Below are 25576 nucleotides of genomic sequence, written 5' to 3' on the forward strand. Positions count from 1 at the left end.
GCCAGTCGCCGGCGCCTACCCGTGCGTGTAACCCCGGTCCGCCAGCCGTTCGCCGTCCATACTGATCCCGTGGTCGCGCTCCCGAACCGTTCCGAGGACCGACAGCGAAACGTCGGTTGCCGAACGGACCACCGACAGCGACTCCTCGGGTACGGTCGCGACGAGTTCGAAGTCCTCGCCGAAGGTCGTCGCGCGCTCGAGCGCGTCGGCGTCACCGTTTGCGACCTCGTGGACGGCGTCGTCGATCGGGACCGCCGCCGACTCGATCTCGAAGCCGCAATCGCTCGCTTCGGCCAGTTGATGCAGCGAGCGGGCCAGCCCATCGCTCGAGTCCATCATCGCGCTCGCGTGCGGGGCGAGGGCTCGACCGGCCGCGATCCGTGGGCGAAACCGAAACAGTTCGTTCGCCCGCTCGGTGTGGCCCCGATCGAACAACTCGAGCGCGGCTGCGCTGCGGCCGAGGGTGCCGGTCACGCAGACGCGGTCGCCGGGGCGGGCCCCCGACCGGCGGACGGGATCGTCGGCGCGGCCGATCGCGGTCGTCGCCGTCGTGAACTCGTCGTGGCCGTCGAGGTCGCCGCCGACGTATTCGGCGTCGACGTGGTCGCAGATTTCGCTCGCGCCACGAACGAAGGCGAGCAGTTCGTCCCGTTCGAAGGTCGGTGCGGCGTAGGCTGCGACCGCGGCCGTCGCCTCGGCACCCATCGCGGCGACGTCCGACAGCGACGCGCCGATAGCGCGCCAGCCGGCGGTATACCGGGTCGTGCCGTCCGGAAAGTCGGTTCGATCGTGCAGCATGTCCGTCGTCACGACCAGTCCGTCGACGACGGCCGCGTCGTCGCCGGCCGCCGCGAGTTCCCCCTCGAGCAGTCGGAGGGCGGCGCGTTCGTCCATACCCCCCGTTTCGACTCGAGGGCGAAAAGCGGTCCGGGCCGGCCGGATCGGCACGATACGATGGTCTTAAATGCCGCGGACGGAAATCACACGCCAATGGCTACGATGTACGACGTTCCGGCGGACGACCTCATCGAGGCGCTCGCCGACGATCTCGCGGACCGACTCGAGGAACCGGACTGGGGCAAATTCGCCAAGAGCGGCGTCGCCAACGAACTGCCGCCCGAGCAGGACGACTTCTGGGCCACCCGCGCGGCCAGCCTCCTGCGCAAGGTCGCCGACCGCGGCCCGGTCGGCGTCGAGCGACTCTCGACGGAGTACGGCGGCGCGAAGGGCGGCTCGAACCGCTATCAGGTCGCGCCCGCGAAGCGAACCGACGGCTCGAAGAACCTCATCCGGACCATCCTCCAGCAGCTCGAGGAGGAAGACCTCGTCGAGACCGCCGAGGGTGAGGGCCGTCGTATCACCGCCGACGGCCGGAGTCTGCTCGACGAGACCGCCGACGAGGTCCTCGAGGAACTCGACCGCCCGGAACTCGAGCGCTACGCCTGATCGCGGTACCCGTCGCACTGTTCTCGCATCGATTTCGCCGCCCAGAGCGACGCTTCCGTCGTCCTTGACATCCTCCCCGCCGTGAAGGGCGAGGATTCCCACGTTGGAATATTACGGTCTACGACGTGACCCGTTCTTGAGGTGCGAACGCACCAATTTCCTTGTCAAACAGGAACGTCGATGGCTGTGCCAACCAGCCGTTACTCCTATCACCGCCATCCGTGACGGGACTCGGAGATACTTTCTGCCGAATGTTCTCAGCACCGTTCACATCAGCGTTCGCCACCAAACCGCACTCATCGCACACGTACAACCCACGTTCAACACGGTTAGCCTTGCGTTCCCGACTACAGCACGAACACGACTTCGACGTACCCCGCTCGGATACATCCTCAACTGAGATTCCTTCCATCTCGGCCTTGTATTCGAGGAGGTCGGTGAACCGGTCGAACGCCCACGAGTGCAAGTCGAGGTTGCCGTGTTTCCCCCAGTTTTTCGACTCGCCGTTCTCTTCGTCCTCGCGGATGCCAGAGAGGTCGCCTACCACAATCGTTCCAACACCCCCCTCAACACATCGCTGCACGATGTGTTTCGAGAGGGCGTGGAAGTAGTGGGTGCGCCGCCGAGACTTCTTCTGGTTTAGCCGCGTGGCCTGCTCGGAATTCGAGTCGTCACAACGAGCGATGCGCTTACTGAAGTAGTAGTTGTCCTGCTTCAGACAGTTCAGCGGATACAGTTCGCTGTGACCGTCCTCGTAGGCTAGTGCGGCGAAGTTGTTGATTCCGAGGTCAACCCCTACGGTCTTCTCACCGGGTGACTCGGCCACTTCAACTTCGACTTTGCACACGAAGTGCAGTTCCCATTCATCCCCTGTCCAAACGGCCCTGACTTGTTGAACGCTCTCCACCGTGGAGAGGTCAATATCGGGGCGGGTCTGGTACTCGCAGAGGATGAAGTCTGACCAGTATTCCTTGAGGTTTGAGCCTTTGCTGAGTCGGACGCGGTTGTACTGGGTGTCGAGTTTGAAGCCTTTGTTCTTGAATGTGACCGTGCTTCGTGGGTGTTCGTCGCCGTGTTTGCGGTATCCGGGCGGGTTCGCTCTCGTGTCCCCGTTGCGTCGTTTGCTGTACCAGCCGTTGAACGCCTCAGCGAGTTCTTGAAGAACGCGCTGACTTGACTGAGAATGTAGGTCATCATAGCGTTCGTGCGACTTGAGGTACGCGGTGAGTTCGTCGTGTTCTGGAATGTAGTCGAGTTCATCCCAGACACGACTGATTGTCCACCGTCCGACATTCCAGAGTTTGGACGCGGCGAACCCGAGCGAATCGAGGTCGTCGGACACCCGGGACTGGTTCCTGATGAAAGCAGTGTAGGTGCGGGTGACGACCTGTTTCGCCATACGTAACCTATGTTGATAAATCTACTTGAAAGTATGGATTACGCGGCGTGGAATATCCTACCGTGCCGTCGAACGGTGGTTTGTGTAGGATATTGTCGGATTCATCCCCGCCCTGAAAGGCGGGGCTTTCTCCTTGGCTTCCCGTAATCATTTTCCCGCCCGCCGGACAAGTACGATATAACCATGAGTGGCTCACCAGACGAGGAGAAACTCGAGGAGCTCCGACAGAAGAAAATGGAGCAGCTACAGGACCGGGCCGAGGCCCAACAGGGCGAGGGCGGTCAGGAGGCGGCCCAGCAGCAGGCCGAAGCCCAGAAGAAGGCCGTGTTGCGCCAGCACCTGACCGACGACGCCCGCAAGCGGCTCAACACCGTCAAGATGAGCAAGCCCCAGTTCGGCGAACAGGTCGAGCGCCAGGTCATCAGCCTCGCCCGTAGCGGCCGCATTCAGGGGAAGATCGACGACGACAAGATGAAACAGCTCCTCAAGGAGCTGAAACCCGACTCCCAGAGCTTCGACATCCAGCGCCGGTGATGGAGCTCGGACTGCTCTACAGCGGCGGCAAGGACTCGACGCTGGCCGCACTCTTGCTCGAGGAGTTCTACGACGTGACGCTACTGACGGCCCACTTCGGGATCAGCGACGACTGGCAACACGCCCGCGAGACGGCCGAGTCCGCGGGCTTTGCCTTCGAACGCCTCGAGTGTGATCCCGACGTCGCCAGCGAGGCCGTCGATCGCATCCGCGAGGACGGGTTCCCGCGAAACGGCATCCAGCACGTCCACCAGCATGCCTTGGAGCGACTGGCGACACGGGAGTTCGACGCCATCGCCGACGGCACCCGCCGGGACGACCGCGTGCCGACCGTCTCGCGGGCACAGGCCCAGAGCCTCGAGGATCGCCACGACATCGATTACATCGCCCCGCTGTCGGGCTTCGGTCGCTCGGCCGTCGACCGGCTCGTCGACGACCGACTGGACGTGACGGTCGGTCCGAGCGAGGAGATCGATCGGGCCGACTACGAGGCGGAACTCCGGGCGCTCATCGCCGAGGAGGAGGGGCGGGCGGCGATCGCGGACTACTTCCCCGATCACGATCAGACGTACGTGACGAACGTCCGCTGACGACGGTGTCGCTCCGGTCCCTACCCGCCGCGCGCGAACTCGAACCGGGCCCCGCCGGCCTCGCTTTCGGTAATCGTCACCTGCCAGCCGTGGGCGTCGGCGACGCGTTGCACAGTCGGTGTCGGGTGCAGGTCGACATCGATCGACGGGATGGGCTCGGAACGGGACTGGTGGAACGAAGGGAAGCAGCGCCGACGCAAACGGGTGGCGACCGCGAGCGCCGCGGGAGCGGAACGAAAGGATAGAAGTTCGGCGTCCCCGAACGGATATCCATGTACGACCGGATCAAGGGCTTTCGTGACTTCTACCCCGGCGAGATGGCCGCCAGACGGGAGGCCATCGACGTGCTGGAGGACACTGCCCGCGAGTACGGCTTTCGCGAGATCGGGACCCCGGCGCTGGAACGCGCAGAGATGTGGACGGACAAGAGCGGCGACGACATCGTCGACGAACTCTACGCCTTCGAGGATCAGAGCGGTCGCCACGTCACGCTGACGCCGGAGCTGACGCCGACCGTCGCCCGGATGGTCGTCGCGAAACAGCAGGAGCTCTCGAAGCCGATCAAGTGGGTCTCTACGCGGCCGTTCTGGCGCTACGAGCAGGTCCAGCAGGGCCGCTACCGTGAGTTCTACCAGACCAACGTCGACATCTTCGGCTCGTCGGAGCCGACGGCCGACGCCGAGATCCTCGCGTGGGCCGCCGACGCCCTGACCGGACTGGGACTGACCGGCGACCACTTCGAGTTCCGCATCTCGCATCGGGACATCCTCGGGGGTGTCCTCGAGAGCTACGAGGCCGACGTCGACACCGAGGCGGCGATCCGCGCGGTCGATAAATCGGACAAGCTCTCGCGGGCCGAGTACCACGACTTGCTGATCGACGCAGGCCTGTCGGCGGATCAGGCGGCCGAGTTCGGCGACCTCATCGCGGCCGGCGACCTCGAGGAAGTCGAGGAGTTCGCGGGGACCGAGCGTGTGACCGCAGCGGTCGAGAACCTACAGAACGTACTGGACGCGGCCGAGGACTTCGGTGCCCGGGAGTACTGTACGATCTCGCTCGAGACGGCCCGCGGACTGGACTACTACACGGGCGTCGTCTTCGAGTGTTTCGACTCCGCGGGCGAGGTGTCGCGGTCGATCTTCGGGGGCGGGCGCTACGACGACCTCATCGAGAGCTTCGGCGGCCAGCCGACGCCGGCGGTCGGCGTCGCGCCGGGCCACGCGACGCTCGCGTTGCTCTGCCAACGGGCCGGCGTCTGGCCCGAAGAAGACGTGACGACCGACTACTACGTCCTCCAGATCGGAGACACGCGCGCCGAAGCGGCCCGGATCGTCGGCGAACTGCGCGATCGTGGCCACGTCGTCGAGACGGACATCGCGGGCCGGTCGTTCGGCGCGCAACTGGACTACGCCGACTCGATCAACGCCGAGACGGTCGTCATCGTCGGCGAACAGGACCTCGAGAACGACGAGGTGACGATCAAGGATATGGAATCGGGTGACCAGACGCAGGTCCCCGTCGACGAGTTCCCCGGCGACCGCGAGCGACCGACGTTCGAGGACCTCGCCTGACTCACTCGCGGTTCGGCCGCTGTGCTTCCGTTCCCGACTCCGGCCGCCCTGCCGACTGTGCTTTGGCTCCCCGACTATCACCGTCGTTTTCGGGGCGATTGTCCGCGTCGCGGCGCTCGACCGGCGAGTGACCGGTCTCGACGAAGTGGTCGATCATCGCCCGGCTGAGTTCCACGTCCGCCCCGTCGGTCCGATACTCCCACCCGCACTCGTCGCAGTACGCGCTCGGCACGTGCGGTCCCTCGAAGGGCAGCCCAATGAGCGGTGGGGTTCACGCGGTTGCGTCTTATAACGGCAGCCGCGCGAGTCGCCGAGAGCCGCCGCAGGTCCCACCATTAACTGCGACCGGGGTGTACGACGGTCGATGGCCGACTCCGACTCCCGCCCGAACGTCCTGTTCGTCCTCACCGATCAGGAGCGATACGACGCCAGCGCGCCCGACGGACCGCCGGTCGAGACCGAGGCGATCGACTCGCTCTCGAGCGAAGGGGTCCGCTTCCAGCAGGCGGTCACCCCGATCAGCATCTGCTCGAGCGCTCGTGCGTCGCTGCTGACGGGGCAGTTCCCCCACGGCCACGGGATGTTGAACAACTGCCACGAGCCCGACGCAATCCGGGAGGATCTCCCCGACGAGTTGCCGACGTTCTCGGAGGAACTCGTCGCGGCCGGCTACGACCTGACCTACACGGGCAAGTGGCACGTCGGTCGCGAGCGGACGCCGGCCGACTTCGGCTTCTCGTATCTCGGCGGGAGCGACACGCACCACGACGACATCGACGAGGCGTTTCGCGAGTACCGCAGGGAGCGTGGCACGCCCGTCGGCGAGGTCGCACTCGAGGAGGCGATCTACACCGGCGAGGATCCAAGAGACGGCGAAAACGGGACGTTCGTCGCCGCGAAGTCCCCCATCGACGTCGAGGAGACGCGTGCGTACTTCCTCGCCGAGCGGACGATCGACGCGATCGAGTCCCACGCCGACGGCGACCGGGACGGCCCGTTCTTCCACCGAACGGATTTCTACGGGCCCCACCACCCCTACGTCGTCCCGGAACCCTACGCCTCGATGTACGATCCCGCCGACATCGAGCCACCCGACAGCTACGCGGAGACCTACGACGGGAAACCGCGCGTCCACGAGAACTACCTCGCCTACCGCGGCGTTGCGGACTTCGACTGGGAGCTGTGGGCCGAGGCGCTCGCGAAGTACTGGGGGTTTCTCACGATGATCGATCACCAACTCGAGCGGGTCCTCGGGGCCCTCGACGACCACGGACTGGCCGACGAGACCGTCGTCGTCCACGCCTCCGATCACGGGGACTTCGCCGGGAGCCACCGCCAGTTCAACAAGGGGCCGCTGATGTACGACGATACCTATCGGATCCCGCTGCAGATCCGCTGGCCCGCCGTCACCGACGGCGAGACCTGCGAGACGCCGGTCCACCTCCACGACCTCGCGGCGACGTTCCTCGAGATCGCCGAGGTACCCGTTCCCGAGAGCTTCGACTCGCGGAGCCTGGTCCCGCTGCTCGAGAACGGGGGCGAGCCGCCCGCCGACCTCGAGTGGCCCGACTCGACGTTCGCCCAGTACCACGGCGACGAGTTCGGCCTCTACAGCCAGCGGATGGTCCGGACGGCGGCGTACAAATACGTCTACAACGGCCCCGATATCGACGAACTGTACGACCTCGAGGCCGATCCCGCCGAACTACAAAACCTGATCGATCACCCCGACTACGCGAACGCCCGAAGGGAAATGCGCGAGCGACTGATCGAGTGGATGGACGAGACGGCGGATCCGAACCGGCTGTGGGTGAGCGGCGTCCTCGAGAACGCCTCGTAGCTTTGGTTCTTCAGAACGTGCGGTGGCGCGCGCTGTCTGCCGATCGAGCGCTAGCGAGAGCGGCCGATAACCTCGTGCGGGGTCGTCGCGAGTGAAACGAGCGACTGCTTGGAAGATGCTCCGCATCTTCCAGTGGATGAGCGAGCGACTGAAGGGAGCGAGTGAATCGGTTGGAGAGGGTGTGGCCGCTCCGTGTTGCCACGATAGCAGCGCGCTCCCTGCTGTTGTCGTCTGTACCGAGAGCGGAATGTTCAGTCGAATTTTCGCTTGAAGCACCGACTCCACGACACGATCTCAGAACGGAAGCGTACGTTTACGGTGCCGAAGCCGATACCATCGTCCATGATCGCCGCCACCGACGAGACGGGGGGACAGCGATGACGCGCGACGACACCGACGACTCGCCCGCCGACCTCCGCGAGCGGGCCGCCCGCGACGAGGAGATCGCCGACGCTCTCGAGGACCTCCTCGAAGAACTGCGCGACGAGGATATCAAAGGGTCGCGTCTCGAGGGCCTGTTCGACGAGGTCAGCTCGAGCAATCCGAACATCTGGAACATCGTCTCGGCCTTTATCGACGTCGAGGACAGCGAGGCGATCGTCACCGACGAGTCGAAACTGGCACAGGGCAGCTGGGCCCCCGAAATCGTCGAGGGCTGTGACACGATGATCACCCTCGAGATCGACTACGGGATGATGCCCGACGAGTTCGCCTACACCGCCGGGAAGAAGCTGAGCCAGCGGATCGAGGAGTTCCGCGAGCGGGCGGCCGAGGCCCGAGAGCGGGCTGACGAACTCGAGGACGACTGACCCCGCAGACGGACCGGGTCACTCGACGACGACTTGCTCTCGCTCGAACCGATCGCCGGGAGCGTCGGCTCCGTCGCCCCCCGTCCGCCAGCGCCACGACCCGATCTCGAGGGGCTCGAGCGAGACGATCACGTACGACCGATCGGGCCAGGTCGCGTTCGCGGCGTCGGTCGCACTCGGCCGCGCCGGCCCGCGGGGATGAGAGTGATAGAAGCCGACGATCGCCTCGCCGCGGTCCTCGAGCCGGTCGAAAAGCCGCAGCTGTTGCTCCGGATCGATCTCGTATCTGGTCCGCGGATCGTCGGCGACGTTCCCGGCCGGGTACTGCGACGCCACGCGGCTCCGCCCGTCGGGGTCGTACTCGCCGCCGAGGACGCCACAGATCTCCTCAGGCGTTCCGTCGCGGGCGCGCTCGAGGATCGTCTCCCGGATCCCAGTCGGTAGGACGATCACGGTCCCGAGTCGACTTCGGCACGGGACTCGGTTTCGGCGGACTCGCGCTCGCCCGCCGGTGTGACCCCCTCGAGGTCGTCGAACGGCACCGCGACCTCCGGGTCGGGGCCGTCGAATCGCCCGGGGTGGACGATCGGTGCCAGCGCCTCGAGGGTGTCGACCAGCCGCGGGCCGGGTCGGTTGAGGTAGTGATCGCCGTCCATCGCCCAGACCCGTCCCTCCCGGACCGCCGTCAGCTCCGCCCAGCCCTCGCGCTCGGTGAGGTCCGTCGCGTTCCGCGCGGTTTGCTCGAGCCCGAACCCGCAGGGCGCGGCGATCAGGACTTCGGGGTCGTACGCGCAGATGTCGTCCCACTCCCGGGGGCGCGAACGCTCGCCGGGGTCGGCCAGCCCGTACTCGCCGCCGGCCCACTCGACGAGTTCCGCGGTCCAGTGGCCCGCGACCATGACGGGGTCGGTCCAGTCGAGGATCGCCACCCGCGGGCGGTCCGCGGGATCGAGGTCGGCGGTCCGCTCCCGGACCGCCTCGAGCCGGGCCTCGAGGTCGGCCCGCAACTCTCGAGCCCGCTGCCGGCGGTCGATCGCCGCGCCGATCCGTTCGATGTCGTCCAGCACGTCGCCGACGCTGTGGGGGTCGGTCGGGACGATCTCGGGGCTCGCATCGATGCGGTCGACGGCGTCTTCGATCACCGCTTCGTCGACCGCACAGACGTCACACATCCCCTGCGTGACGATGGCGTCGGGCTCGAGGGCGTCGAGCGTTTCCACGTCGACGTCGTAGACGCCGGCCTCGGTGTCGGCGGTCTCGAGGACCTGTTGATCGATCTCGCCGCTCGAGGCCGACTCGTCGACGTCGATTCTCGAGCGAGTGATTGCGGGGGCGTCCGCGGCCCCCGGCGGGTAATCGCACTCGTGGGAGACGCCGACCGGCTCGCGGCCGAGCGCGGCGACGATTTCGGTGGCCGAGGGCAGCGTCGTAACGGTTCGCATGGTCGTCCGTAGGGAGCGAGCGGTCAAAAACGGCCGGCTCGAGGAACGACGACTCGAGTGGTATCGGTAGCTCGAGCGGACGTGGACTGTCTTTGCTGCTATCGTGGCAACACGGAGGGGCCACACCCTCCCCAGCCGATTCGCTCGCTCGCAGGACTCGCTCGCTCATCCCTCGCGCAGTGTCACCGGCCGCCCTCGTTAGCACTCGGTCGGCCGCCAGCGCGCGCCACCGTACTCCGGGTGACCGGTTTAGGGCGATCCGTTCCTCACCGCGACGGCTACGCCGATGGCTCTCGAGCGGCCAGAAACTGACCGAAAGCACCCGCTGCTATCGCTACGCCGACGACACGTCCGAAAGCGCCGCCTCGAGTTCTCGAACCCCCGCCTTCTCGGTCCGATCGGGGTTCGCCAGCGCCCGCACTGGCTGCTCGCCGATCGGAACGAACCCGAGATCGAGCCGGTCGGCGGTCTCGCGCAGGCCCAGCCCGGCGTCGGCATCGCCCGCGATGACCTTCCGGGCGGGGCTCTCGTGGGCGCGCAGTCCCAGATCGAAGCCGTCGATGGCGTCGACGATGTCGTGGCGGTCGACGCCCCGTTCGTCGGCGAGATCGGCCACGGAAGCGCCGAGGCTCGAGCGCAGCCCGGAGTCGGTCGTCCGATTGATAAAGCGCAGGTCGCGATCGACCAGATCGGCCAGCCCCTCGAGTTCGGCGGGGTTGCCGGCGGGGACGACCAGCCCCCACTCGCGCTTCCAGCGGCCGAGTTCGACCGCTTCGAACTCGGGTTCGACGGGGCCCGCGACGACGGCCGCGTCGGGGACGCCGTCCCGGAGCCGCCGCAGGCCAGGGCGGCTGCCCACCGAGAGATAGCGGGGGTTCTCGAGGCCGTCGAGAAGCCGCGAGAACGTCGGATCGTCCTCGCCGACGGCGAACAGCGTCGGCGGCCGGACGTCCGGCGAGAACAGCGTGACTGTGACGGGTTCGCCTTTCTCGAGGTAGTCGGTCTCGGGGCCGACCTCGACGAGGCCGTCGGCGTCGGCGAGGCTGGTGGTCGCGCCGCTGCCCTTGTCGACGGGGTAGACGAGGGTCTCGCCGTCACCGCTCTCGACCAGACCGACCGGCATGAGTCGATGACGACCCTCTTCGTAGCGTTCCTGCCGCGCCAGCCGCCCCGAAACGGTCGCGGCGGCGGGTTCCGGCACGCCGGCGGCCTCGCGGATCGCCGGCGCGACGAAGGTCCGGAAAACCATCATCGCGGAGACGGGATAGCCCGGAAGGCCGACGTAGGCGGAGTCGTCCAACCGCCCGATCAGCATCGGCTTTCCCGGCTTGATGCTCACGCCGTGGAGTAGCAACTCGCCCTGCTCCTCGATGACCCGGTAGATGACGTCGACCGCGCTCGCGCTGGTCGACCCCGAGGAGAGGACGAGGTCGCACTCGTCGGCCGCGGTCCGCAGGATCTCCTCCATCTCCGCTTGCTCGTCGCCGGCGTGCGGATAGAGGACCGCCTGGCCGCCCGAATCCTCGACCCCCGCGGCGATCGTGTAGCTGTTGACGTCGTAGATCTCGCCCCGGTCGCTCTCGAGGGGGTCGCCCGGCCGCACGAGTTCGTCGCCGGTCGAGACGATGCCGACCGTTGGTTTCGCCCGAACCGGGACCTCGTCGATGCCCAGCGCTGACAGCAGGCCGATGTCTCGCGGCGTGATCGTCGTCCCGGGCCCGAGCGCGCGCTCGCCGGCGGCCACGTCCGCGCCGGCGAACATGACGTTGTCGCCGGGCGCGACCGAGGTGCGGATTAGGACTTCGTTCCCGTCTGCCTCCGTGTCGGTCCGTTCCACTGGGACCATCGCGTCGGCCCCGTCGGGCATCACCGCACCGGTCGAGATTTCGGCCGCTTGGCCCTCCTCGAGCGCCACGTCCGGTTTCGCGCCGGCGTGGACCTCGCCGACGATCTCGAGGCGGGCGGGGTCGGCCTCGTCCGCGCCGAACGTATCGCGGGCTCGGAGCGCGTAACCATCCAGACTCGCCCGGTCGAAGCCGGGGACGTCGAGTTCGGCATCGAGTCGCGCCACGAGAACCCGGCCGCGGGCGTCTTCGAGCGCGACGCGTTCGACGCCGCCCTCGAGGGATAGCGAGTCGATCGCCGCCCGCGCTTCGTCGGGGGTGGCGAGATCGCGGAACTCCTTGCGGTTCATACCGGCCATTCGCGCGCCGCGGCTAAAAACGTCGGTCGACCCGCGGACGAATGCCCGCGATATGTTCTCATACGACAACGATTAAACGTCCGCCCGGAGAGTACCGTGCCATGTCACGGCTCTCCGAGCAGGACCGCGAGCGTATCGCCGATCTCTTCGACCGCCATCTCGAGGCCGGCCTCCATCACGGGGCCCAACTCGCCGTCTACGTCGACGGCGAACCGGTGATCGATCTCGCCGGCGGCGTCGAAGCGCCTGACGGCCCCGAGGAGACCCGCGAGACGCGACACGTTCTCTTCTCGAGTACGAAGCCCTACGCGGCGGTGACGCTGCACTCGCTGGTCGAGGAAGGGGAACTCGCCTACGACGACCGGGTCGTCGACCACTGGTCCGAGTTCGCCGACGAGGGGACCGAAAAGGCCGAAATCACCGTCCGGCAGGTACTCAGTCACACGTCGGGACTCAACCGCGGCGAGATCGACGACCGGCCCGACCTCTGGGGCGACTGGGACGCCGTCGTCGAGAAACTCGAGGCGATGGAGCCGAACTTCACGCCCGGCGAAACGCCGGCCTATCACGCGCTGACGTTCGGCTGGCTGGTCGGCGAACTCGTCCGTCGGGTATCGGGAACGCCGATCGAGGAAGCCGCCGAAGCGCGCGTCTTCGACCCGCTCGGACTGGCCGACACCGGGATCGGCCTGCGCGACGACGAGGACGACGACGTCGCGACGCTGGTCGGCTTCGAGCCGTTCGACCGCTGTCGCGATCCCGACGAGGGGCTCGGAAAGAACGCCGAGGTCGCGGCCCCCTTCAATTCGGAGGAGGTCCACCGCGCCGTGATCCCTGCCGCCAACGGGATCGGAACCGCCGGCGACATGGCTCGCTTTTACGCCTGCCTGGCCAACGGCGGCGAACTCGAGGGGACGCAACTGCTCGAGTCCGAGACGGTCAAGCGGATGACGCAGGTACAGGCCGAGACCGAGGCCGACGGGACGATCGGCCGCGAGGGTCGGTTTGCGCTCGGCTTCTGGAAGGGCGGGACGACGGTCGCGCCCTACGGCACGCTCTCGCCGAAACACGTCTTCGGCCATGCGGGGCTGGGCAGCAGCGTCGGCTGGGCTGACCCCGAGGCGAACGTCGGCTTCGCCTACGTGACCAACGGGGTCCGGGACGGCTCGTACGAACACGTCGCCCGCGTCAACGCGCTGGGGGACGCGGTTCGACACGCGCTGCAGTGACCGATCGCCACACCGCTACGGGTTCGCTTCCCAGTCTTCGACCGCGACCGTCTCGCCGGCCGGAATCCCCTCGCGGTCGTCGTCGACGACCACCCAGCCGTCGGCCAAGGCGACGCTCGAGAGGACGCCCGACCCGCTCGCTCGCGTCGGGATCGCCTCGTAGTGGGGCTCGTCGGGGCCGGAGTCGTCTCCCCCGCGTTCCTCGAGCCGTACCCGCGCGAACGTCCGCGTCCCGGGTTCGCTCGGAATCTTGCGCTCGAGGCGGGCCCGCGTCGTCGGGTGGGGGTCGGGCTCGGTCCCCTCGAGCCAGCGAAGCACCGGCCGGAGGAACTGGACGGCGTTGACGATGCAGGCGACAGGATACCCCGGCAGCGCGAGGACGGGGGTGTCCTGGACGATCCCCAGACAGACCGGGTGGCCGGGCTTGAGCCCGACGCCGTGGACGAGTACCTCGCCGAGATCGTCGATCACCTCCGGCAGGAGGTCGCGCTCGCCGACGCTCGAGCCGCCGGTCGTGACGACGACGTCTTTGGTCAGATCGCGCTGGATCGCCACGCGCAGCGACTCGGGGTCGTCGGTGACTACGTCGCGGTAGGTCGCCCGCGCGCCCCAGCGCTGGGCCAGCCGCGAGACGGTCAGCCCGTTGGTCTCGATCACTTCGCCGGGACCGGGATCGCCTGCGACGAGTTCCTCACCCGTCGGCACCACGCCTACCGTGGGCTGTTGGGCCACCGCGACGCTGCCGTAGCCCGCCGAACGAAGGAGGCCGAGGTCCGACGGCCGGAGCCGGTGGCCCGCGTCGTAGAGGTGCTGGCCCTCCTCGACGTCCTCGCCGACCGGCGCGACGTTTTCCCCCTCCGCGAGGGCGTCCTCGACCTCGAGTTCGCCGACCGACTCGCGTTCCGTGACTCGTTCGATCATGACGACGGCGTCGGCCCCCTCGGGGAGCGCACTGCCGGTGTGGACCCGCGCGGCCGTGTCCGGCTCAATGCGGTCGGCGGTGGCGTGGTCGCCCTCGCCGTCCGGGGCTGCGATCCGCAGCACTTCCGGCGAGCGCTCGCTGGCCCCGAAGGTGTCGGCAGCCCGGACGGCGTAGCCGTCCATCGCCGCCCGTTCGTAGTGGGGGACGTTGCGGGCCGATTCGACGGGTGCAGCGAGGACGCGGCCGTCCGCGCGATCGACATCGACGGTCTCGGTTCCGCAGGGTACGTCTCCCTCCTCGCCGTCCCCCACGACCGCCTCCTGCAAAATCCGGCGCGCCTCGTCGACCGGCGTTCGAACCTTGAACCCGGCCTCCGTGCGCTCGCGGTCGGCTCCTTCCATACCCTGAATCGGGTTGTCGGAGGCCAAAAGCGTGGGGGAAGCCGTCGTCTCTCCGTCCGACTCGAGGTCGAATTTGGCGTCAGAGTCCCCCGCTCTCGTCTCGACGACTGTTCAGTGACGTCCTCCCCGTCGTAAACGACGGGGCTTCCCCAGCACGAGGAAACCCGGGCTGTTGCCGAGCAGGTTTCAGGACTGTCTCTCCCGAGGTCGGTGGAACGGGTTTCGTTCCTCGATCGGGAGCGTCCTGTGGCACCGCCACGTGTACTCCCATCCGCAAGCGTGTCATCGACGCTCGGTTTCTCAGAGCGTCTCTCACCCAAGCGGTCATGCCTCGCGGCATCGACGGTTCGGTCACACTTAGCCGCCCAGTGGGTCGGTTTACCGTGCTCGCGAACGACGCGAACCCCGCATCCGATGAACCGTGGTCCATCCGACCGTGGGAACCTTCGCCCCGGAAAACCCAGGACGTTGGTTTCAGCGCGTCTCGTACTTCCGCGCAAGTGCCGAAAGCAGACGTAACCCTTGGGAATACGTACGATTCGGTGCGTACTAAGCGTGGGGGTTTCGGACCGGTCGACGACGGTGGACTGAGTAGTCGAGTGACGCGATTCACGCCCGCCGTGAACGGCGGGATTCTCTCGCTGTTTGAAGAATAGATAGTCGACTGGAGAGAGAAGCATCCTGCTATCGTGGCAACAGGGATTTCCTCGCCCTCCCCAGCCGATTCGTTCGCTCCTTTCAGTCGCTCACTCATCCCTCGCGCAATGTTCTCGGCCGTCCTCGCTAGCGCTCGGTCGGCCGACAGCGCGCGCCACCGCCGGCGATTCTCCGTCATCGTCCGAATCGTGACTGTCTCCCGCCGTGAGAGACATCGGTGCAACTCGTCCCCGGAGCGTATCGGCGCACATTCGCGGAGGCGACGGATCGCCGCGACCGCGGCCTTTTTCGTATCGGCGTTCAAACCGGTATCTATGTCAGCGCTCCGCGACGCGTTGCGGGATCTCTCCGACGACGTCTTCTTCGATCTGCTCGAGAGCGAGGAGGCCTACCTCCTCGTCCTCGACGTCCCGGGAGTCTCCGCCGAGTCGCTCGAGGTCGCGATCGAGGACGGTCGGGTCTCCATCGACGCCCAACGGGAGAAAGACCCCGCCGGCGACTACCGCTATCTCGAGGAGAACCGGTCGCTGTTTCTCGAGGTGGACCTCCCGCTGCCCGACGACGCCTCCGACGCCGGCGGCGAGGCGACGGTCGACCGGGGCGTCCTCGAGTTGACGCTCCCGAAACGCGGGGCCGGCGAGGAGACGACGATCGATGTCGTCGACGAAGACGCCCAAACGGGGTGACAGAGGCTGGCTTCCCTCCGTGCATACAAGCGGTTCGTCATCGTCGCTTGGCAGTTCCTCCCGCTGTTGCTGGCCTACGCCCGTGACCGGCGGCGCTTCCTGCTGTTCGGTCGCCGGCGGCAAGTCGATCCCGAGACCCATCGCCACCGGGCCGAGGTGTTGCTCGAGTCGCTGTTGACGCTTGGGCCGACGTTCATCAAACTGGGGCAGTTGCTCTCGACCCGGCCCGACATCCTCCCGCCGTCGTACGTCGACGTCCTCGCGTCGCTGCAAGACGACGTGCCACCGGCCGGCTGGGACGAAGCGAAAACCGTCCTCGAGGACGAACTCGGGCCGGTCGACGAGCGCTTCGCCGAGTTCGACACCGAACCGATCAGCGGCGCGAGTCTGGGACAGGTCTACCGCGCGCGGCTCGACCCCGAGAGCGAGCGCGCACGGGGGCGCAGTGGCAGTGGCGACGGCCACGACGTGGCAGTGAAGATCCGGCGACCGAACATCGAGTCGCTCGTTCGGGCGGACCTGCGGGTGATCAAGTGGTCCTTACCGATCCTGCTGTATTTCGTCGACGACGCCCGGTCGTTCTCGCTGGAGAACTTAGCCGAGGAGTTCTCGAAGACGATCCGCGAGGAGATGGACTACGAGCGCGAGGCCGAGATGCTCACCGAGATCCGCGGCAACTTCGCGGACGACGACCGCTTTCTCATCCCCGACGTGATCGGGAGCCACTCCGGCCCCCGCGTGCTGACCATGGAGTACGTCGAGGGGACGAAGATCAACGACATCGACGAACTCGAGCGCAGGGGGATCGACCGGACGCGGATCGCGGAGAATCTGGAGCGATCCTACCTGCAGATGATCATGGACGACGGGGTCTTTCACGCCGATCCCCACCCCGGAAACCTCGCGGTGACCGACGACGGGCGGATCGTCTTCTACGACTTCGGGATGTCGGGTCGGGTCGATCCGTTCGTTCAGGAGAAGATCGTCGACTTCTATATCGCCGTCGCCAACCAGGATATCGACGGCATCCTCGACGCCCTGGTCGAGATCGGGACGCTCTCGCCCGAGGCCGATCGGGGCGTGATGGCCGAAGTCATGGAGATCGCCATCCAGGACGCCCGCGGCGAGGACGTCGAGCAGTACCGGGTCAACCAGATCGTCGGGCAGGTCGAGGACTCGATCTACGAGTTCCCGCTGCGGCTCCCGAAGAACCTCGCGCTCGTCCTCCGGGTCGCGACCGTCGTCGAGGGCGTCTGCGTGACCTTAGACGAGGACTTCGATTTCATCTCCGTCGCGACCGACTACCTGACTGAACAGGGCTACCGCGAGGAGTCCATCCGACAGTACATCGACGAGACGGGCGACCAACTCCGTCGGACCGGCCAATCCCTGACCCGGATCACCCCCAAGGCCGAGCGGGCCCTCGACCGGCTCGATCGCGACGACCTCTACGTCCGGATCGGCGTCGAGGACGAGTCGAACGTCTTCGAGAACCTCGCCAAGCGGCTCGTCTACGGCATGCTCCTGACGATGTCGCTGTTCTCGATGGGCGTCTTATACGCCCTCGAGGCCCCGCGGGCCTCGGTCGTCGCGGCGGTCTTCTCGATCATCGTGCTGATCCAGCTCTACCGGTCGTTCCGCTCGGCCAAGGGGATCGGTGCCCGACCGCAGTTTACCCGCCAGAACCTCCGCCAGCGCCGCGGCAACGAGTAGCGGGACCGCAAACGCTCTTGGGGCTCGCTGTCGTCGGGTCAGTATGGAGTACGATCGGATCGCCGACCTCTCATTGTCGATCGACGACGTTTCGACTGCCCGCCTCGAGCGCGAGACCACGAGCGATTTCACCCGGGTAACGACGGTGATCTCGCTGTCAGGGCCCACGCCGGACGGGGACGGGACGATCACGGGACGCGGCGAGGACGTCACCTACGAGACCGCCGATCACGACCGGCTGGCCGAGACCGGGCTGCCGGATCTCACCGGCGAGTACACGTTCGACTCCTTTGCCGACCGGCTCGACGACCTCGACCTGTTCCCCGGCGGCGCGCCCGATCGGGAGGTCTTCCGCAACTACCGGCGCTGGGGACTCGAGAGCGCTGCACTGGACCTCGCACTCCGGCAGGCCGAGACCGACCTCGGGAGCGTTCTCGATCGCAGCCTCGATCCCGTCCGGTTCGTCGCCAGCACCCGGCTGGGCGATCTGCCGACGGCCGACCGGCTCGCGGGACTGCGCGATCGGATCCCGGACCTCGAGTTCAAGCTCGATCCGACCCCCGAGTGGGACGCGGGCCTCGTCGACGCGATCGACGAGACGGTCGGGACCGACGCCGTCCGCATCCTCGACCTGAAGGGCCACTACGAGGGGACCGACGTCGACGTGCCGGCCGATCCCGAACTGTACGAACGCGTCCTCGAGTCGTTCCCCGAGGCCGTCATCGAGGACCCCGACCTGACCGACGAGACGAGACCGCTGTTCGACGATCCCGAGGTCCGAGCGCGGGTCTCGTGGGACGCGCCGATCCACGGCGTCGCGGACGTCGAGGCGCTGCCCTGGGAGCCCGACTGGCTCAACATCAAACCCTCGCGCTTCGGCTCGCTCGAGTCGCTGTGCGAGACGTTGCGCTACTGCGACGACCGCGACATCAGGTGTTACGGCGGCGGCCAGTTCGAACTCGGGGTCGGTCGCGCTCAGCTCCAGACGCTGGCCGCGGTCGGCTATCCCGACGGACCCAACGACATCGCGCCGCGGGCGTACAACGACCCCGGGGTCGCGGACGGACTGCCGGCGAGCCCGCTCGAGCCCGCGACCGATGCCGTCGGGTTCGGCCAAGCGTTCGACGGCTGAGCGGGCGCTGGATCGATCGACGCTCGAGTCCCCAACTGGTCGGCCAGCAACACTTTACTCGTGTGACCGCAATCGAAGATGTCCGGGTTGGACTGGATGGATGTGAGCGTGCGGTCCAGCCTGGATGTGAGTTTTTCACCCGGACACTCGTTCGGTTTCTGATCCTCCTCAAAAATAGATGCGGTTCCGGCAGCCAGCGAGACACCGCCCGGGCCGCGATACGGCCGGCGGTTCCATGCCGATACTGGCCGTCGGCTCCTGACCCACTGTCGGGCGGAACGGCCGTTCGCGACGAACCCGACCGGCCCTGTTAGCACATCGAACGCACGCCAGCGGCCATTCCAAACGGTTTATGCACGTCGATTGATTACGCCGGGACATGGCGAAACAGCAGACCGAAGTTCGCGATCTCCAGGAAGGCAGCTACGTCATGATCGAGGACACACCGTGTAAGATCAACGCCTACTCGACGGCCAAGCCGGGCAAACACGGCAGCGCCAAGGCCCGCGTCGAGGCCGAGGGCGTCTTCGACGGTAAGAAACGCTCGCTCTCCCAGCCCGTCGACGCGAAGATCTGGGTCCCGATCATCGAGCGCAAGAACGGGCAGGTCGTCTCCGTCGACGGCTCGGACATGCAGGTCATGGACCTCGAAACGTACGAGACGATCACGATGCGGGTCCCCGAGGACATCGATGTCTCCCCCGACGAGAACATCGAGTACCTCGAGATGGAAGACCAGCGAAAGATCGTCTGATGTTTCCCGGGGCGGCCGACGACGGCGAGGTGACCGACGCGGCGGACGCTGCCGACCGTGGAGTCACGAACTTCGTGGTCGTCGGTGCGCCCCTGGACGCCACGACGACCTTTCAGCCGGGGACCAGATTCGGTCCCGACCGGATCCGTTCGTTTGCCGAACCGTTCGACGATTACGATCACCGGACGGACCAACACTTCTCCGACCTGGGCGTCGTCGATCGCGGCGACGTTCGCGCGTGGAACGACGTTGAAGCCTATCTCGAGTACCTCACGAGTACGCTCCGCGAGGCCGTCTGGAACGACGCCGTCCCGCTGACGCTGGGCGGCGAACACACCGTCTCGCTCGCGGGCGTCCGCGCCGTCGAACCCGAGGTGGTCGTCTGTTGTGACGCCCACCTCGATCTGTACGACGCCTACGACGGCGAGCGGTTCTCACATGCCGCCGTCACCCGGCGGATCCTCGAGGACGTCGACTCGGTCGAGGCGGTCATCCTGCTCGGCGTCCGCACGGGCAGCGAGGGCGAGTGGGACCGAGCAGCCGACGACGACGTGACCGTCATCCCGCCCGAGGACGTGGGCGACTGGACGCCCGACGGCCGACTCGAGGACCGCGAGGTCTACCTGAGCGTCGACATCGACGCCGCCGATCCCGGCTACGCGCCGGGGACGGGCACGAAAGAACCGTTCGGGCTCGAGCCCCGCGAACTCCGCGACGTCGTTCGGGCAGTCGCCCCCCACGCCGGCGGGTTCGACGTGGTCGAGGTCAACGACCGCGACGACGGGCAGGCGGCCGCACTCGCGGCGAAACTGGTCCGGGAGTTCGTCTTCGCCCACGCCGACGGGTGAGCCGTCGGCTCGTTCCCGTCGGTGTCCTGCGGTGGCGCGTGCTGAGCGACGGTGAGCCGACGGCGAACCGTCGTTCGAAGCCGCGCGAGGGATGAGCGAGGACGGAGTCCGAGCGAATCGGCTGGGGAGGGTGTGGCCACTCCCTGTTGCCACGATAGCAGAGCAGCCTTTTCGATTCCTCTCGTTGAGATCTATCCGTAACCCGAGCGTCCTCTCGAAGCGAGCGTACACCCTTTTCACGCTCCGAGCGAATCCCCGCGTATGATCGAGGCGACGCTGTGTTTTCCGCTCCGCGAGGCTGGCGACGCCGACGAGGTCCTCCTCATCGAGAAACGCCGTGGCCTGGGCGAGGGCTGGTACAACGGCCCCGGCGGCAAGTGCGAACCCGGCGAGACCCCCCGCGAGTGCGCGGTCCGCGAAACCGAGGAAGAGGTCGGCCTCGAGGTTCGTGCCCTCGAGAAGGCCGGCGAACTCACCTTCCTGCTCGACGGCGAGGGCCACACGCGCTGTCACGTCTACCGCACCCGGTCGTTCGCCGGCGAGCCGACCGCCTCCGAGGAGGCGTACCCCGAGTGGGTCTCCGTCGACGACGTGCCCTACGACCGGATGTGGGACGACGACTCCCTCTGGCTACCCGGCGTCCTCGCGGGGAAAACCGTGGCCGGCGAGTTCCGGTTCGAGGGCGGCGAACCGTTAGACGAGGCCGAGTTCACCGATCACGACCTCGAGTGGGGTGTGTCGCTCGAGGGTCGCGAATAACGGAGCATCGGTTGTCCGTGGACGAGGTAGCGTGAGCGAAATAACCGTCCGGGTGAACGCTAACGGAACGATCGAAACAGCGTTCCCCGAAGACGGTCCGGCTGTTCACGTCTGGATTCGTGATCAGCAAGAATGGCGGGATACTCTGTCGACTACTGAGATGACTCACATCATGGATACCTTCGAACTCGTCGTCCGGTACGACAGCGAACTCAGAGAGCAGTTAGAAGCCGGTTCCGAGGACCCGCTCGGATGGGTTGACGCTACCTACGCAGGTGACCGAGCGTTGATCGGTGGCACAGATACTGAGGGGATGAAGGAATATCTCGTCAGCTTCTTCGGCGGACTGCTCCAGTCGGTCCCGGACATCCTCGAGGGCGATCGTGTAATCGTTCGGACGGGTAACGGGCCGGTGTATATCGTTCTCGAACCACGAGAGGAGTCGGCTATCACGATTTCAGTCTGTTATTCTCAAGCGACTGCTCGCTCACCGGACGCACGAGAATCGTACGAGCCAACCGCGACAGTTCGTACTCGTCCATTCCTCATGGGACTGCTCGAGGCTGTGACTGAATTCGAAGCGTTCGCTCTCTCCGTGAATCCAGCTCTCGCCGAACAAAGCGCATACCAGGGACTTCGTGCGGACATCGAACGCATCGAAGCCATCTACGAACAACGCTCGTAACCGATAGACGACTAAATCACAGCTCACCAAAGGAGTGAAGTCATAATCAGAAACGGTAACATCTAGCTGCCTATCCGAAAAAGGGTCCAGCAGTCTGGAAGTACATCGGTGAAAATGACGGTGGCTGGAGACAGCAGGGTGAAACCATGGAAGGCAAATATAGTGACATAGAGCTGGAGTTCAAACCTCCGGCAGCGGAATGTCTCGAGAAGGCACGGATGCCGTCGACCTCCCTACGAATACACCCGGGTGGAATCGAGGGTGGAGAAGACCGGGTCTGGCACGACGCGAGCCTTCCGAACGAAGTGTTCTCTGATTGTCTCCGATGTGTGGCTGCAGTTCTTGAAAACAAAGAATGCACTGCAGAATTCGATATGGGAGAACTCGAGTTCACACCTGTCCCAGAGAACGACGCGGTCGGCGTGTATTTCCACATCGATGGGGTACCGCGAGAGATCCGAGATGACTCGCCCCAGCTCGTTGATCGCGCTGCTCTCGTCGAGGCGACCTATAGTTGCATCCGAGACTGGTACGAGGAAGCGTATTCTATCAATCCCAACGTGGAAACGACGGATTGGTTCCAAGAGATCGAGAACGCTGTAGACGGAGCGACCACGACTCTCCAAGAATACGGATTCCAGGTTCACGAAATCGAATGACTGTTTCCCGTCAGCCGCGGCCGAATCACTCGCGAAGAAGACTTCGCTGTCGCCGATATCCGAAAAATGGAACAGTACCGGTTTCGGTTGCGGTCCGTCGTCGGACGAGATGACGGTGATCCAACATCGGTTCGCTTCTCGTTCTCTGAAGACCCGACTCTAAGGCTTCGGCCGCGTCGAAGCCCGTTTTCAGGGGTTCAGCACGATTTTCCCGGAACTCTTCCGGTCCTCGATGTACTGATGGGCCTCGGCGGCGTCCTCGAGCGCGAACGATTCGCCCAGAATAACCTCGAGATCGCCGCTCGCGAACCCTTCGGTGAGTTCGGGGACCGCTTTCATCACCCGGTCCGGGTCGTGCATGGTGGCCTGCCCGAGGTGGAATCCCTTGACCGTCTTGTTCTCGAAGAGCAGCCGCTGGTTGCTCACTTCTGCGGGAACGCCGCTGGCCACGCCGTAGGTGACCATGCGTCCGAAGTGGCTCATCGCGTCGAGGCTACGATCGAAGACGTCGTCGCCGACGCTCTCTAAGACGAGGTCGACGCCCTCGCCGTCGGTCTCGGCCTCGACGACCTCGCGGAAGTCCGTCTCGGTGTAGTTGATCGGGTGATCACAGCCCAGCTCGGCCGCGAGGTCGAGTTTCTCCTGTGTACTCGCGGTGCCGAAGACCTCCGCGCCGTGGTTCGACGCCAGCTGGACGGCGGCCGTGCCGACCCCGCCCGCGGCGGCCTGAATCAGGACGGATTCGTCCGTCTCGAGACCGCCCCACTCGAACAGACTCGCGTGAGCGGTGAGGAACTGGACGGGGAAGCCGGCGGCCTCGTCGAAGCTCATCGCCTCGGGGACCGGAAAGAGCATGGCCGCTGGGGCGGTGACGTACTCGGCGTAGCCACCGGTGTCGAGCATACCGACGACGCGGTCGCCGACCGAGAGATCGTCGACGCCCTCGCCGACCGCGTCGACCGTTCCCGCGGCCTCCATGCCGGGAACGTAGGGGGCTTCGGGTCCGTCCGGGTAGTGGCCCCGTCGCTGCATGATGTCCGCGAAGTTGATGCCCGCGGCCTTGATTTCGATTCGTACCTCGCCCGCGCCGGGCTCGGGTGTCGGGACGTCGACGACCGATAGTTCGTCACTGTCGCCATAAGAGTCGACCTCGATTGCTTTCATGTCGATCCCCTATAAGACGGTCGCGTCCATAAACCTGTGAGAACCGGATGAAACGAAGCAAGGGTTTCCGAGTGTTTCGCTCCGATTGCTGTCGGCGGACGTGACTGCTCGAGTCGCCCGCGGTCCCGCCGGTACCGGTTCGGTGGTGGGTGCAGGTACGATATAGTAGTCGCTGAAACGATTCACACACTGATCGCAACGCTGTCGGACGATCAGGTGTGCAATGACTTTCAGCGGCTACTATAGCTGACGCTCGAGAGTGTTAGAGAGACGGTGTAGGTCGGACAGCGGAACCGCCACGGAAACCGCGACGGCTGAAAGGGGCCGGCCGACCGTGCCGCCTACTCCCACCGAGTGGCTATCGGTACAAAACACCTCCGGTACGCGGACCCGAACAGCGGCTGCGAGCGGGCGTTGCTCTTCGCATGGTTTAAGCCCGCGCTGACTGCATGTCGTACTAATGAGCGACGAGAGTCAGGAACTCGGCATCACCGAGTCGAAATCGCACAAGCCCGGCGAGTGGTACGCCGAGGTCGTCCAGAAGGCCGACCTCGCGGACTACGCACCGATGGGCGGCTTTATCGTCACCAAGCCCCGCGGCTACGCCCTCTGGGAGGCGATTCAGGACTCGCTCGACGGCTGGTTCAAGGAGACCGGCGTCGACAACGTCTACTTCCCGATGTTCATCCCCGAGAGCTTCCTCGAGCGGGAGAAAGACATCGTCGAAGGGTTCGACCCCGAGGTCGCGTGGGTCACTCAAGGTGGCCACGAGGAACTCGAGGAACGACTCGCCGTACGACCGACGAGCGAGTCGATCATCGCGCCGTTTATGGCTGACTGGACGCGCAGCCACCGCGACCTCCCGATGCGGCTCAACCAGTGGTGTTCGGTCGTCCGGTGGGAGGCGACGGAGACGAAGCCGTTCTTCCGCACGAAGGAGTTCATGTGGCAGGAGGGCCACACCGCCCACGCGAGCAACGAAGGCGCATGGGAGGAGGTCTGGACCCGTCTCGGCCAGTACGAGCGGGTCTACGAGGACGTGCTGGCGATCCCGGTCCTGCGGGGCAAGAAGCCCGAACACGACAAGTTCCCCGGCGCGGACACCACGACGACCGTCGAGGCGCTGATGCCCGACGGGAAGTCCGTCCAGGGCGCGACCAGCCACAACCTCGGCCAGAGCTTCGCCGAGGCCTTCGACATCTCCTTCGTCGACGAGGACGAGGAGGAACAGACGGCCTACACCACCTCGTGGGGGCTCTCCTGGCGCGCGCTCGGGGCGCTCATCATGACCCACTCCGACGATCAGGGGCTGGTGCTGCCGCCGACGGTCGCGCCCACGCAGGTCGTCATCGTCCCGATCTGGCAGGAAGACACCAAGGAGGAGGTCCTCGAGTACTCGGAGGGGATCGCCGACGACCTCGAGGACGCCGGCTTCCGCGTCGAACTCGACGACCGGGACGAGCGCAATCCCGGCTTCAAGTTCAACGAACACGAACTCAACGGCGTGCCACTCCGACTGGAGATCGGTCCCTACGAGGTCGAGGACGAGGAGGCCACGCTGGTCCACCGTCCGGACAACGAGGAGACCGTCGAGGACCGCGACGGGATCGTCGACGCCGTCGACGAGCATCTCGAGGAAATCTACGACAAACTCTACGAGGCCGCCGCGGAGACTCTCGAGGACAACGTCCGTGAGGCCCACAGCCCCGAGGAGATCCTCGGGACGATCGGGAAACACGGCGGCTACGTGAAGACGCCGTGGTGTGGCGACGAGGCCTGCGAGGAGGTTATCAAGGAGAAGATCGCCGCCGAGATCGTCATGCAACCCCTCGAGGACGAGGGCGGGTCGTCGGGCGGTGAGGTACCCGAACCCGACCACGACGAGTGTGGTGTCTGTGGCGATCCCGCCGACGAGATCGCTTACTTCGCGAAGTCGTACTGACCGCTCCCGGCCGATCTCCGTTTTTCACCGCTGTACGGACTCGACGTCTGCTCGAGATCGGGCGCAGTTTCGTGGGGACCCACGTATGACGGTGCGGTTCGTAAGCTAGCTGGCATACTCCAGCGACGGCATCCATCTCACCCCCCGGGACGCCAGTATCCGTTGTGACGGACCGTTTTCACGGGTGACTG

24 protein-coding genes are annotated in these 25576 nt (G+C 66.0%); 16 read left to right on the forward strand and 8 right to left on the reverse strand.

Features of this window, described 5'->3' with window-relative positions:
• Window positions 1-15: 15 nt before the first annotated feature.
• Window positions 16-894 carry a thiamine-phosphate kinase gene (gene thiL, locus ACERIM_RS05235; protein WP_373631602.1) on the reverse strand — a complete coding sequence of 293 codons (879 nt, stop codon included), beginning with the start codon at window positions 892-894 and terminating at the stop codon, window positions 16-18.
• A 96-nt stretch (window positions 895-990) separates the two neighbouring features.
• Between thiL and ACERIM_RS05240 the strand changes: the two genes are divergently transcribed.
• The gene (locus tag ACERIM_RS05240) at window positions 991-1446 is read left to right on the forward strand and encodes a 30S ribosomal protein S19e (protein WP_373631603.1); all 456 of its coding nucleotides are present in this window, start codon (window positions 991-993) and stop codon (window positions 1444-1446) included.
• Window positions 1447-1564: 118 nt separating this feature from the next.
• On the opposite strand, the gene ACERIM_RS05245 is transcribed toward ACERIM_RS05240, so the two are convergent.
• Window positions 1565-2845, reverse strand: coding sequence for an RNA-guided endonuclease InsQ/TnpB family protein (locus tag ACERIM_RS05245; RefSeq protein ID WP_373631604.1), 1281 nt, complete (start codon window positions 2843-2845; stop codon window positions 1565-1567).
• Between the two features lie 183 nt (window positions 2846-3028).
• Between ACERIM_RS05245 and ACERIM_RS05250 the strand changes: the two genes are divergently transcribed.
• The 3 genes from ACERIM_RS05250 (at window position 3029) to hisS (ending at window position 5540) form a co-directional block, all read left to right on the forward strand.
• The gene (locus ACERIM_RS05250; RefSeq protein WP_006180225.1) at window positions 3029-3379 is read left to right on the forward strand and encodes a DNA-binding protein; all 351 of its coding nucleotides are present in this window, start codon (window positions 3029-3031) and stop codon (window positions 3377-3379) included.
• The gene (locus ACERIM_RS05255) at window positions 3379-3969 is read left to right on the forward strand and encodes an asparagine synthase-related protein (RefSeq protein WP_373631605.1); all 591 of its coding nucleotides are present in this window, start codon (window positions 3379-3381) and stop codon (window positions 3967-3969) included. Before ACERIM_RS05250 ends, ACERIM_RS05255 begins: the two co-directional genes overlap by 1 nt.
• Window positions 3970-4241: 272 nt before the next feature.
• Window positions 4242-5540 (forward strand): histidine--tRNA ligase, encoded by a 1299-nt coding sequence (gene hisS, locus ACERIM_RS05260; protein WP_006647933.1) that lies wholly within the window; start codon window positions 4242-4244, stop codon window positions 5538-5540.
• Between the two features lies 1 nt (window position 5541).
• On the opposite strand, the gene ACERIM_RS05265 is transcribed toward hisS, so the two are convergent.
• Window positions 5542-5772, reverse strand: a complete 231-nt coding sequence (locus ACERIM_RS05265; protein ID WP_373631607.1) for a hypothetical protein — start codon at window positions 5770-5772, stop codon at window positions 5542-5544.
• A gap of 132 nt (window positions 5773-5904) precedes the next feature.
• Between ACERIM_RS05265 and ACERIM_RS05270 the strand changes: the two genes are divergently transcribed.
• Entirely contained in the window at window positions 5905-7380 is a 1476-nt protein-coding gene (locus tag ACERIM_RS05270) for a sulfatase-like hydrolase/transferase (protein WP_373631608.1), read from the forward strand.
• A gap of 377 nt (window positions 7381-7757) precedes the next feature.
• Entirely contained in the window at window positions 7758-8189 is a 432-nt protein-coding gene (locus tag ACERIM_RS05275) for a hypothetical protein (RefSeq protein WP_373631609.1), read from the forward strand.
• A gap of 18 nt (window positions 8190-8207) precedes the next feature.
• Here ACERIM_RS05275 and ACERIM_RS05280 read toward each other — a convergent pair whose 3' ends face one another.
• From ACERIM_RS05280 to ACERIM_RS05290, 3 genes are all read right to left on the reverse strand, one after another.
• Window positions 8208-8642 (reverse strand): desampylase, encoded by a 435-nt coding sequence (locus tag ACERIM_RS05280; protein ID WP_373631611.1) that lies wholly within the window; start codon window positions 8640-8642, stop codon window positions 8208-8210.
• Entirely contained in the window at window positions 8639-9631 is a 993-nt protein-coding gene (locus tag ACERIM_RS05285) for an ABC transporter substrate-binding protein (RefSeq protein ID WP_373631612.1), read from the reverse strand. Before ACERIM_RS05285 ends, ACERIM_RS05280 begins: the two co-directional genes overlap by 4 nt.
• A gap of 334 nt (window positions 9632-9965) precedes the next feature.
• The gene (locus ACERIM_RS05290; protein ID WP_373631613.1) at window positions 9966-11825 is read right to left on the reverse strand and encodes a molybdopterin biosynthesis protein; all 1860 of its coding nucleotides are present in this window, start codon (window positions 11823-11825) and stop codon (window positions 9966-9968) included.
• 110 nt (window positions 11826-11935) lie between these two features.
• Between ACERIM_RS05290 and ACERIM_RS05295 the strand changes: the two genes are divergently transcribed.
• Window positions 11936-13063, forward strand: a complete 1128-nt coding sequence (locus ACERIM_RS05295) for a serine hydrolase domain-containing protein (protein ID WP_373631615.1) — start codon at window positions 11936-11938, stop codon at window positions 13061-13063.
• A gap of 15 nt (window positions 13064-13078) precedes the next feature.
• Here the strand turns inward: ACERIM_RS05295 and glp are convergent, their stop codons facing one another.
• Window positions 13079-14386: a gephyrin-like molybdotransferase Glp gene (gene glp / locus ACERIM_RS05300; protein WP_373631616.1), complete on the reverse strand. Its 1308-nt coding sequence runs from the start codon at window positions 14384-14386 to the stop codon at window positions 13079-13081.
• 971 nt (window positions 14387-15357) lie between these two features.
• On the opposite strand from glp, the gene ACERIM_RS05305 reads away from it, so the two are divergent.
• The 8 genes from ACERIM_RS05305 to ACERIM_RS05340 all read left to right on the forward strand — a co-directional run bounded on the left by ACERIM_RS05305 (window position 15358) and on the right by ACERIM_RS05340 (window position 22279).
• The gene (locus tag ACERIM_RS05305; RefSeq protein ID WP_006647924.1) at window positions 15358-15729 is read left to right on the forward strand and encodes an Hsp20/alpha crystallin family protein; all 372 of its coding nucleotides are present in this window, start codon (window positions 15358-15360) and stop codon (window positions 15727-15729) included.
• A 66-nt stretch (window positions 15730-15795) separates the two neighbouring features.
• Window positions 15796-17442, forward strand: coding sequence for an ABC1 kinase family protein (locus ACERIM_RS05310; RefSeq protein WP_373631617.1), 1647 nt, complete (start codon window positions 15796-15798; stop codon window positions 17440-17442).
• Between the two features lie 43 nt (window positions 17443-17485).
• A complete protein-coding gene (locus tag ACERIM_RS05315) occupies window positions 17486-18574 on the forward strand; it encodes a hypothetical protein (RefSeq protein WP_373631618.1) in 1089 nt (362 codons plus the stop codon).
• A 379-nt stretch (window positions 18575-18953) separates the two neighbouring features.
• Complete coding sequence (locus tag ACERIM_RS05320; RefSeq protein ID WP_006180210.1) at window positions 18954-19328, forward strand: translation initiation factor IF-5A; 375 nt, start codon at window positions 18954-18956, stop codon at window positions 19326-19328.
• Window positions 19328-20176, forward strand: a complete 849-nt coding sequence (gene speB, locus ACERIM_RS05325) for an agmatinase (protein ID WP_373631620.1) — start codon at window positions 19328-19330, stop codon at window positions 20174-20176. The genes ACERIM_RS05320 and speB overlap by 1 nt, the downstream gene beginning before the upstream one ends.
• Before the next feature lie 261 nt (window positions 20177-20437).
• Window positions 20438-20935 carry an 8-oxo-dGTP diphosphatase gene (locus ACERIM_RS05330; RefSeq protein WP_373631621.1) on the forward strand — a complete coding sequence of 166 codons (498 nt, stop codon included), beginning with the start codon at window positions 20438-20440 and terminating at the stop codon, window positions 20933-20935.
• Window positions 20936-21095: 160 nt separating this feature from the next.
• Window positions 21096-21620, forward strand: coding sequence for a hypothetical protein (locus tag ACERIM_RS05335; protein WP_006647919.1), 525 nt, complete (start codon window positions 21096-21098; stop codon window positions 21618-21620).
• A 146-nt stretch (window positions 21621-21766) separates the two neighbouring features.
• A complete protein-coding gene (locus ACERIM_RS05340; RefSeq protein ID WP_172704494.1) occupies window positions 21767-22279 on the forward strand; it encodes a hypothetical protein in 513 nt (170 codons plus the stop codon).
• Between the two features lie 189 nt (window positions 22280-22468).
• Here ACERIM_RS05340 and ACERIM_RS05345 read toward each other — a convergent pair whose 3' ends face one another.
• The gene (locus tag ACERIM_RS05345) at window positions 22469-23443 is read right to left on the reverse strand and encodes an NADPH:quinone oxidoreductase family protein (RefSeq protein ID WP_006647917.1); all 975 of its coding nucleotides are present in this window, start codon (window positions 23441-23443) and stop codon (window positions 22469-22471) included.
• Between the two features lie 460 nt (window positions 23444-23903).
• Between ACERIM_RS05345 and proS the strand changes: the two genes are divergently transcribed.
• Window positions 23904-25385, forward strand: a complete 1482-nt coding sequence (gene proS, locus ACERIM_RS05350; protein WP_373631622.1) for a proline--tRNA ligase — start codon at window positions 23904-23906, stop codon at window positions 25383-25385.
• Window positions 25386-25576: the final 191 nt, after the last annotated feature.

The sequence above is a fragment of the Natrinema sp. H-ect1 genome, assembly GCF_041821105.1.
Lineage (GTDB): Archaea > Halobacteriota > Halobacteria > Halobacteriales > Natrialbaceae > Natrinema > Natrinema thermotolerans.

Bases quoted from the DNA above. Each gene is read 5' to 3' on its own strand.
- ACERIM_RS05315 (WP_373631618.1), top strand. From the start codon at position 17,486: ATGGAGTACGATCGGATCGCCGACCTCTCATTGTCGATCGACGACGTT.
- ACERIM_RS05285 (WP_373631612.1), bottom strand. From the start codon at position 9,631: ATGCGAACCGTTACGACGCTGCCCTCGGCCACCGAAATCGTCGCCGCG.
- ACERIM_RS05250 (WP_006180225.1), top strand. From the start codon at position 3,029: ATGAGTGGCTCACCAGACGAGGAGAAACTCGAGGAGCTCCGACAGAAG.
- ACERIM_RS05335 (WP_006647919.1), top strand. From the start codon at position 21,096: ATGACTCACATCATGGATACCTTCGAACTCGTCGTCCGGTACGACAGC.
- hisS (WP_006647933.1), top strand. From the start codon at position 4,242: ATGTACGACCGGATCAAGGGCTTTCGTGACTTCTACCCCGGCGAGATG.
- ACERIM_RS05340 (WP_172704494.1), top strand. From the start codon at position 21,767: ATGGAAGGCAAATATAGTGACATAGAGCTGGAGTTCAAACCTCCGGCA.
- ACERIM_RS05330 (WP_373631621.1), top strand. From the start codon at position 20,438: ATGATCGAGGCGACGCTGTGTTTTCCGCTCCGCGAGGCTGGCGACGCC.
- ACERIM_RS05290 (WP_373631613.1), bottom strand. From the start codon at position 11,825: ATGAACCGCAAGGAGTTCCGCGATCTCGCCACCCCCGACGAAGCGCGG.
- ACERIM_RS05345 (WP_006647917.1), bottom strand. From the start codon at position 23,443: ATGAAAGCAATCGAGGTCGACTCTTATGGCGACAGTGACGAACTATCG.
- ACERIM_RS05240 (WP_373631603.1), top strand. From the start codon at position 991: ATGGCTACGATGTACGACGTTCCGGCGGACGACCTCATCGAGGCGCTC.
- ACERIM_RS05320 (WP_006180210.1), top strand. From the start codon at position 18,954: ATGGCGAAACAGCAGACCGAAGTTCGCGATCTCCAGGAAGGCAGCTAC.
- ACERIM_RS05295 (WP_373631615.1), top strand. From the start codon at position 11,936: ATGTCACGGCTCTCCGAGCAGGACCGCGAGCGTATCGCCGATCTCTTC.
- ACERIM_RS05245 (WP_373631604.1), bottom strand. From the start codon at position 2,845: ATGGCGAAACAGGTCGTCACCCGCACCTACACTGCTTTCATCAGGAAC.
- speB (WP_373631620.1), top strand. From the start codon at position 19,328: ATGTTTCCCGGGGCGGCCGACGACGGCGAGGTGACCGACGCGGCGGAC.
- ACERIM_RS05255 (WP_373631605.1), top strand. From the start codon at position 3,379: ATGGAGCTCGGACTGCTCTACAGCGGCGGCAAGGACTCGACGCTGGCC.
- proS (WP_373631622.1), top strand. From the start codon at position 23,904: ATGAGCGACGAGAGTCAGGAACTCGGCATCACCGAGTCGAAATCGCAC.
- ACERIM_RS05305 (WP_006647924.1), top strand. From the start codon at position 15,358: ATGTCAGCGCTCCGCGACGCGTTGCGGGATCTCTCCGACGACGTCTTC.
- ACERIM_RS05275 (WP_373631609.1), top strand. From the start codon at position 7,758: ATGACGCGCGACGACACCGACGACTCGCCCGCCGACCTCCGCGAGCGG.
- ACERIM_RS05270 (WP_373631608.1), top strand. From the start codon at position 5,905: ATGGCCGACTCCGACTCCCGCCCGAACGTCCTGTTCGTCCTCACCGAT.
- thiL (WP_373631602.1), bottom strand. From the start codon at position 894: ATGGACGAACGCGCCGCCCTCCGACTGCTCGAGGGGGAACTCGCGGCG.
- glp (WP_373631616.1), bottom strand. From the start codon at position 14,386: ATGGAAGGAGCCGACCGCGAGCGCACGGAGGCCGGGTTCAAGGTTCGA.